The organism is Roseivivax halodurans JCM 10272 (genome assembly GCF_000521785.1).
Taxonomy (GTDB): domain Bacteria; phylum Pseudomonadota; class Alphaproteobacteria; order Rhodobacterales; family Rhodobacteraceae; genus Roseivivax; species Roseivivax halodurans.
Map to the genome: position 1 here is coordinate 1 of NZ_JALZ01000073.1, position 7,336 is coordinate 7,336.

General features: G+C 62.3%; 7 protein-coding genes. 3 read left to right on the plus strand and 4 right to left on the minus strand.

Features of this window, described 5'->3' with window-relative positions; genetic code table 11:
- Window positions 1–528, minus strand: a 528-nt coding sequence (locus tag OCH239_RS20780) for a ParA family protein (protein ID WP_037267254.1), incomplete at its 3' end; no start/stop codon positions are given.
- Window positions 525–2,051 (minus strand): CHAD domain-containing protein, encoded by a 1,527-nt coding sequence (locus OCH239_RS20785; protein WP_051489698.1) that lies wholly within the window; start codon window positions 2,049–2,051, stop codon window positions 525–527. The genes OCH239_RS20785 and OCH239_RS20780, both read right to left, overlap by 4 nt.
- Window positions 2,052–2,738: 687 nt before the next feature.
- On the opposite strand from OCH239_RS20785, the gene OCH239_RS20790 reads away from it, so the two are divergent.
- Window positions 2,739–2,978 carry a FitA-like ribbon-helix-helix domain-containing protein gene (locus tag OCH239_RS20790; protein WP_037267256.1) on the plus strand — a complete coding sequence of 80 codons (240 nt, stop codon included), beginning with the start codon at window positions 2,739–2,741 and terminating at the stop codon, window positions 2,976–2,978.
- Window positions 2,975–3,415, plus strand: a complete 441-nt coding sequence (locus tag OCH239_RS20795; RefSeq protein ID WP_037267258.1) for a type II toxin-antitoxin system VapC family toxin — start codon at window positions 2,975–2,977, stop codon at window positions 3,413–3,415. Before OCH239_RS20790 ends, OCH239_RS20795 begins: the two co-directional genes overlap by 4 nt.
- 400 nt (window positions 3,416–3,815) lie before the next feature.
- Here OCH239_RS20795 and OCH239_RS22430 read toward each other — a convergent pair whose 3' ends face one another.
- The gene (locus OCH239_RS22430; RefSeq protein ID WP_211242044.1) at window positions 3,816–4,490 is read right to left on the minus strand and encodes a Crp/Fnr family transcriptional regulator; all 675 of its coding nucleotides are present in this window, start codon (window positions 4,488–4,490) and stop codon (window positions 3,816–3,818) included.
- 1,109 nt (window positions 4,491–5,599) lie between these two features.
- Window positions 5,600–5,917, minus strand: coding sequence for a hypothetical protein (locus tag OCH239_RS20810; RefSeq protein WP_157578031.1), 318 nt, complete (start codon window positions 5,915–5,917; stop codon window positions 5,600–5,602).
- 857 nt (window positions 5,918–6,774) lie between these two features.
- On the opposite strand from OCH239_RS20810, the gene OCH239_RS20815 reads away from it, so the two are divergent.
- Window positions 6,775–7,336, plus strand: a 562-nt coding sequence (locus tag OCH239_RS20815; RefSeq protein ID WP_051489700.1) for a YceI family protein, incomplete at its 3' end; no start/stop codon positions are given.

Here is a 7,336-nt window from a genome sequence, read left to right on the forward strand (position 1 = left end):
GAAGCCGAGGATCTTCTTCCGGGCAAGCTTGTTCTCCGCGAAGAAGTCCAGGAGCTGCTCGAAGGTCCGCTCCGAAAGCGTCGTCGGGATCACCGGCACCACGATCGCGTCCGAGGCGCGGAACACGTTCTCCGACAGTGCCGAGATGTTCGGCGGGCAGTCGAGCACGACGATGTCGTAGTCCGTGCCCCCGGCCTTCAGCGCCTTCTTCAGGCGTGACCGCGAGTTCTTCATGCGCGACAGGAAGATGTCGAAATCCCGAAAGCTCATATTCGCCGGCAGCACGTCGAGATTCTCGTAGTCGCTGCCGCGGATGGCGCCCGTGAAGCGCTTGACGTCCTTGAAGAACCGCTCGTCCTTCAGCGTCTTCGACGGCTTCACGCGGAAGTAGAAGCCCGAGGCCCCCTGCGGGTCGAGATCACAGAGCAGCACCCGGTGGCCCGCCTCGGCGATCGACTGCGCGAGGTTCACCGAGGTGGCGGTCTTGCCGACGCCACCCTTGTTGGAATAGCACGCGATGATCTTCATGGCTTGGCTCCGGCGGTCTTGAAGAGCTTGGTGAAGCCGGCGCGTGTGGCCGGAGCGTCGAAGGCGGCGAACCTCGCTTCGACCTCACTCCGGGCGACCCGCTGGCGCTGGTCGAGCACGGTCAGGAGCGCTCCGATGCTCTTGGCGATCTCCAGCTTCCGGGCGCTGCTGTTGCCGCTGCCGGAGGTGAGCCGGCCCTCCAGCGCCTCCTTCTGGACCGCGCAATCGTTGAAGGTGCCGAGCACGTCCTGAAGACCCTTCAGGGCCTTGAGCAGGGGTTTGACCTCCGCCGCCGGGAAGACCGGCGCGAAGAACTCCATCAGGTAGCGCAGCTTCTTGCAATGGATGCGCAGCTCGTGGACCTGCTCGTCGGGCGTGGCAGCGTCGATGGTGCGGGCAATCGCGCAGACCTTGCGGTACCGCTTCCAGATCAGCCGCTGTGCGAGGTCGCGGGCCGGACGGTCGGCTTCCGGTCCCTTCGCGAGTTTCTTGCCACCCTTGGCGATGCGTTTCTGCAGGCGGCGCATCTCGCGCGCATAGGCATCGCTCCCGAGATACCGCGCGAGGTCCGCCTGGGCCTCCGCCCGCTCCGACGCGATGTCCTCGAAGAGCAGCTCGAGCCCCGGGCGCAGGGGCGCGGGCACCAGCGCCAGATAGCTCTCGCGTGCGATCAGATAGACGTCGAGGTCGCGCAGGTGGCCGGTCTCGGCCATCAGCGCGCCGAACCGCGCCTTGAGATCCGCGGTCTCTTCGGGCGTGTAGACACCTTTGAAGAGCGAGATCACCGAGCGGACCTTGCGCAGCGCCACCCGGTACTGGTGCAGGAACTCGCTGTCGATATCCGCAATTGTGCCCGCCTCGTGCATCCGCGCGAGGTCGAGATGGGCGTGGATGATGTCGGTCGCGGCGCGGAAGGCGGTGGTTCGGGGCGTCATCGCGATGTCGGGCTTCAGATCCCGGCCTGCCTTGCCCGGGAAAAGCGTCGCAACTGCTCCGCGGGCGTCGATCCGGCCGATATCGTCCCGAGCGCCGAGGCTATTCGACAGCCGATCGAGGGCCCTGTCGTAGCCACGCAGCGCCGCCGCGCTGAGGAGCGCCGTCTCGCGCCCCTCACCGGCATCGAGGACCACGAGATCGCAGCGCACTTGCGTCTTGTCGAGATCGTCGAGCAGGGCCAGCTTCTGGCGCACGAGCGTGACCTCGCCAAGCGGGCTCAGCCGCCGCAGCGGCGAGACCATTGCGGAAAGCGCGTCCTTGACGGGCCCGGTCTCCATGTCGGCGACAAATCCCGGCGGGCCACCGGCCTGGCGGAGAGGCCCGGCGCCGCCGAGCAGGATCAGGCCGTCGTCTTGGGAGAGGAGCAGGCGGCCGGCCGCGGCGAGCTGGCCGTCGAACGTGTCATGGAGCACCGCCGGGGTGTCGGATGGCTCCTCGCGCGGCACCAGCCGGTCCTTGCCGGAGCGGGTGCTGTAGAGCGCCGGGCGTGGGTCACCGGCGGTCCAGAGAGAGAAATAAGAGGTCATCGAAGGGCTTTGATGATCGGTCCTTGAGCGTGGGTTGACGGCCTTACCGGCCCGAAGGGCCGCGCGAATGGCACGGGCCGATGCGCGTGGTCAAGTCGCAAAGTTCCTGCGGAGCGCAGCGTCAAGATTGTTATGTCGCAGACACTGCTTGCTCGCGCGCGTCAAACCACGACTGCACGGCAGCAAAGCTCGCGCCGTGGCAGTTTGCCTCGTTCAACATTTGCCGACCCGCCGCGAGATCGCGGATCGGACGAGGGCGCCGCGTCCCAGGCTCCATGATCCAGACCCAAAGCACACGACCCTCGTCGTCCGTTTCCGCTATCAGTTCAGGTCCCACCAGGTATCACCCCGCCTATCTAATTATTTGGCATAATGGCACAGGCGTTGAACCCGGGTAAGCAATATTTGCCATGTGCCACTGCGATGGCGGACGCTTTATCATCGAACACCTCCGCCGGCTAAATAGCCGATAGGAGCGGCTTCATAGCAATCTCGGCGGCAGGGGGGCGGCACAGACAGGTTTGAGGAGGACCAACGGGACGATTAGGGCGCGGTCCCGCGCTTGCGCGGGATGGGCTATGCCGCGCCTTTCGGTCTCACTCAAGATGCCATCACTTCGCCAGACTTGAAAGCACCTTGCCCCGATGCCATCATCATAGACAATCTGCCATCATACCTGAGGTCATCATGGCGAACATGACGGTAAGGAACCTGCCGGACGAGATTCACGACCGCCTTCGCGCTCAGGCCAAGTCGAACAACCGGAGCCTGGAAGCCGAAGTGCGCTCTATCCTTGTGCAATCCGCCATCGCATCGAGCGAGGGTGGGTTCGGTCATCGTATTCGCGAACGCTACGGCCGCTACCTCGGCGACGATCTGTCGGTGGAACGAGATCAGACCACGAGCCAGCCGGGCCTCTTTGATTGATTGTCCTCGACACAAACGTGATTTCGGAGACGCAGAAGAAAGCGCCCGACGATGCTGTGATGGACTGGCTCGATGCGCAGGATCCGACGAACCTCTATCTCAGCACGATCACGGCGGCGGAGCTGGTGTTCGGCGTCCAGTCGATGCCCGAAGGCAAACGGCGTGACGGGCTGGCAAAGGCCGTTGCAGGACTTCTCGAGGAAGACTTCGCGGGCCGTCTCTTGCCCTTCGATGAGGCGGCGGCGTGGGTCTACGGCGAGCGGATCGCGGCCGCGCGCAAACGCGGCCACGCGATCTCGATGGCGGACGGGCAGATTGCGGCGATCGTGCTCTCCCGGCCAGGGGCCATGGTTGCCACGCGCGACCGCACACCCTTCATGGCCCTCGGCGCGAAGGTTCTTGATCCCTGGGCGCTCGGCGGGCCGAGACGCCGCTAGACGTTTGCCGGGCGGGCGTCCAGGGCGCACGCTCGTCGTTAAGCGGGCCGATGGCGTCACGCCGCCTTGTCCTCCATCTGCTCGACGGTGACGTGGTCGCCAATCTCAAACTTGGCGATGAAAGGGATGCTGAGCGTCAGTCCGATCCACAACGGTCTCTTCCGGGTCCACCCGTCCCTCCCGGCCCAGGCGTCGACATCGTGGGACCCCGGGAAAATAAGCGAGATCGCGAACGACCGGTGCGAACTTGGTCGTCAGGCTCCGCTGCTGCGCTGCCGCAGGTCGGCTTGAGCCCACCCCGTGCCTTAGATGGGCCGCTGCGAACGGCCGCTCCGGAAAGCAGCCACAAACGTACCACACCATTTTTAGCTTTCGCCCCGAGAGGAGAGAGTTTCCGGCGTCACGCCGTAACGTTCGGCGCACGCCCTTCTAATGGAGGCCGGTGGAGCCAAAGGTAAGATGGATCAAAGTGACCCAAATCGCGAAGTTTGTCGATGTCACAAATATTCAATTCGCGCCGATTCCAGCTCAGAAGCCCCTGGGCTCTGAGCACTTGGATTTCCCGGTTTGCGTGGGCCCGCGAAATTCCAAGGATGTGCGCCAGGTCTTTCTGCTCGAGCGGCAGATTGAAAGAGCCGTTGCGCGCCAATCCCACCCGTTCCAGGCGGACGTGAATCTCACAGATCAAATGCGCGATACGAGGGGCCGTCTGGAGAACCGCTGCGGCAAGCCATGCACGGTGAATCCGGGCGTCCATCGCGGTTCTGCGCCAGAGCGCAAGCGCAAGGCCGGGCGAGCTGCTGGCCAATTCGCGTAGCGCATCAAGCGGCACCCGCTGAACCAGGCATGAACCTTGGGCGACGATATCATGATCAAGTTGATCCAGCGCGATGCTGGCCAGATCCGGAGTATCGGCCGGGACATAAAGGCCTGATACCGGAGCTGGCGCCTTAGCCGCAGAACGGAGCAGAGCCATGCCCGAGACAATGACAGTGCATTCATTCTGCTGATCATGTGACGTGATCGTCTCACCATGATCGTATGAGACGCTTCGGGTCGGAAGAGATGCCAGCAACGCCGCGTCCTGCTTCGCAAGGGAAGAGAACCGGCTGAGAGCCAAGGGGAGGATATTCCTTTTTGCACCTTTCATAAGACTAAGGGGCGGTAACCTGGTAAAACATTGTCACGGGTAGATGTTTGGAATGCGAATTTGGGTGAATGTACGGCTCGGCAAGGTGAATGCAGGCGTCAGATGGCTCCGGCGGCCACTGCAATGAACGCGGGCGCGGCCTGCGACAAGACACCCCGATTCCGGATGCTCAAATGGCAATCGACAAGAGACAGGCTGAGTGTTTTACCGCATGTCGCGGATCGGGCGCCGCGTGGCCCTCATGACCCGGATCTCACCTCTTGGCATTGCGGAGAGCGCGCTCGCTTAAAAAGGTGTTCTGCCACACCGCATGCGCCCATCGGCCTATCGCTTCACGTGGTACCGAATTGTCAGAACGTTTGACGGCGGCGAGGACGGTTCGGCAAGGATATCGTCCTCCGGACCCATGGCCTCGATCATGGCGTCACGCGCATCGGCCAGATGCATGCTGGGGTCCTCGTAATATCCCGCAACGCGCTCTGCCAACTCTCTACACGACACATCGACATATTCGCACCGCGAGTAAAAGACCCTCCGGAATATCTTCTGGAGTTCATCCCGTGCGGTTCGCTCTATGGATACATCTGCCACCATATTCATAGGGTGGCATCAGTTGGCGCCGGTTGCCAACAGATCGGGCGAGCTATACTCATTCCGCAATCGTGATCACTCTCCCCGGAACGGCGCAGCTGTAAGGCTCGTTGACTGAGAGCGACCCACGACCCGCGCTACCACCGATGCCGACACCAGAACTAAGAACGGAGTTCCGCCGCCTCTTGGACGAGTGGCTCAGGGATTACTCCTCACACCCCGCGTCGCTCGAGATGTTGGAATACTCCGACTTCCGGCTTTGGCTGTCGACCGAGGGCTACGCGGATCTCGTGCGCAATGCCTGGTTGGCTGACGGCGAGCAGAGGTTCAGGCGGTACTTCCGTGAAGAGCTATCCTCTGCCATTGCGAGAAAACCGCGGTGGGTCTGACCTTCCTCCGGCCCGCAAGGCGCTGACCGGAGCAGCTCATCCGCATCTTCCATGTCATTCACCCGTCCGCCAATCGGCCCGGCAGAGTGCATCAGGGAGGAGTATCTTTCTGAAGAAGAAGACTGTGAGGGCGCGTACCGCTCTGCGGAACGCCAGCATTTTGCGGAACGCGAGGAGTACGGCCTCGTCACACCACAGCTGGAACTTTGTGTGCCAGCGGTCGTTTCGAGAGCCCGTTTGACAAGTTGAAGAGTGAAAGCTGATGCCCTGCTCGTACTGCGGCGCCAACACCAAGTTGCTCACCATCTGTTCGAACTGTGAACAGGCAGCAAATTGGTTTTTACGACAACCATTTCGACGGCCGTCATCCATGCTATGTCTTGGGGGCGTGATCGTTCTGACGTTGATGGTGGTGTCTGCCTGATCCTCCGCTTGATGAAGCTCCACCCCAGATGACGTGGTCGTGGTGTCTTGGCTCCGCCCTCCGACGGAACGACCAAGTATGGCCCGATACTCGATGGTTCTCTGACAGCACTCTCGACCCCGCCATCCACGAGTCAGGGGCTTCACCCTCGGTCTTCGGATTCTCGCAGGAGCGTAAGCGTCTTCGCGGAAATGTCCGGCAACAGCTCATCGACCGATCGCAGTTCTGGGCGCAGCCTGGTTTCGCTGGGTTTCGTTACGCCGGTCGCCTCTCCTGAATACGTTCGGTTGGCTGTGTCACCGGAGCTGGAGCTATTGCACTCGCCGGCGTCGAACGTCTCGGAAGGGTCACTTGAAACCTGAACACTGAGCATCATCGCCGTCCCGCTCGGATTGTGTAATCTTACGCGAACTCCCCTCAATACGCGTACCACTGGGGGGGGTGTTTCATCTTTTGCGATAGTTCTGCGGTGACAGAAGGTGCGCGTGCTTCGAGCGCGACGAGACCGAAAGGCTCCCACCGCGAAGGCATTGTGACGGCGTCGAGGCCGGCGATGGCGGCTGCGGGGTTTGCGGCGAAGCCGCGGATCTCGGATGCGGGGATCTCCTGCCTCGAGCGCCTCGCGCTCGGGGCCGTCACCAATCAGGTGCAGCTTTAGCTTGGGATCGTCCACCTGGCGGAAGGCCCTGATCAACAGGTCGAACCCCTTTGGGGTGTGGAGCCGGCGCACACACGCTTCTGTGCCGCGACATCGACACCAATGGATTTATCTCTCCCGGTCAGATCCAACACCGGAGGTTTCTTCATGCGCGGACCTGTATTTATGCTCGGTCTCATCTTTCTGCCCGCATTTGCGGCTGCGGAACCCGAGCGCTACGAGCTCGATCCGGAGCACACGACCGTCGCCTTCACAGTGCAGCACGTCGGCTACGCGGCGACACTGGGGCTCTTCGCAGAGGTCGAAGGCGGTTTTGTCTACGACAGGGAAACGCAGGAGCTGAGCGACGTCGAGGTAACGGTTGCGACAAGCAGTCTCGAGACGATGAACGATGCCCGCGATCAGCATGTGAGATCCGACGACTTCCTCGATGTGGAGGCTCACCCTCAGATGATCTTCGTCGCGGATGGTGGCGAGCCCTCGGACGAGAGTACCGGCACCGTCGCGGGCGAGCTGACGCTTCTGGGGGAAACCCGCCCGCTCGTACTCGATGTCACGTTGAACAAGGCTGCCGAGTATCCATTCGGACACGGGCGTTTCACGCTGGGCCTTTCGGTGCGCGGCAACCTCAGTCGTAGCGAGTGGGGAATGGATTATGGCGTCGAAAATGGCCTCGTGGGCGACGAGGTGCAGCTGCTCATCGAGACCG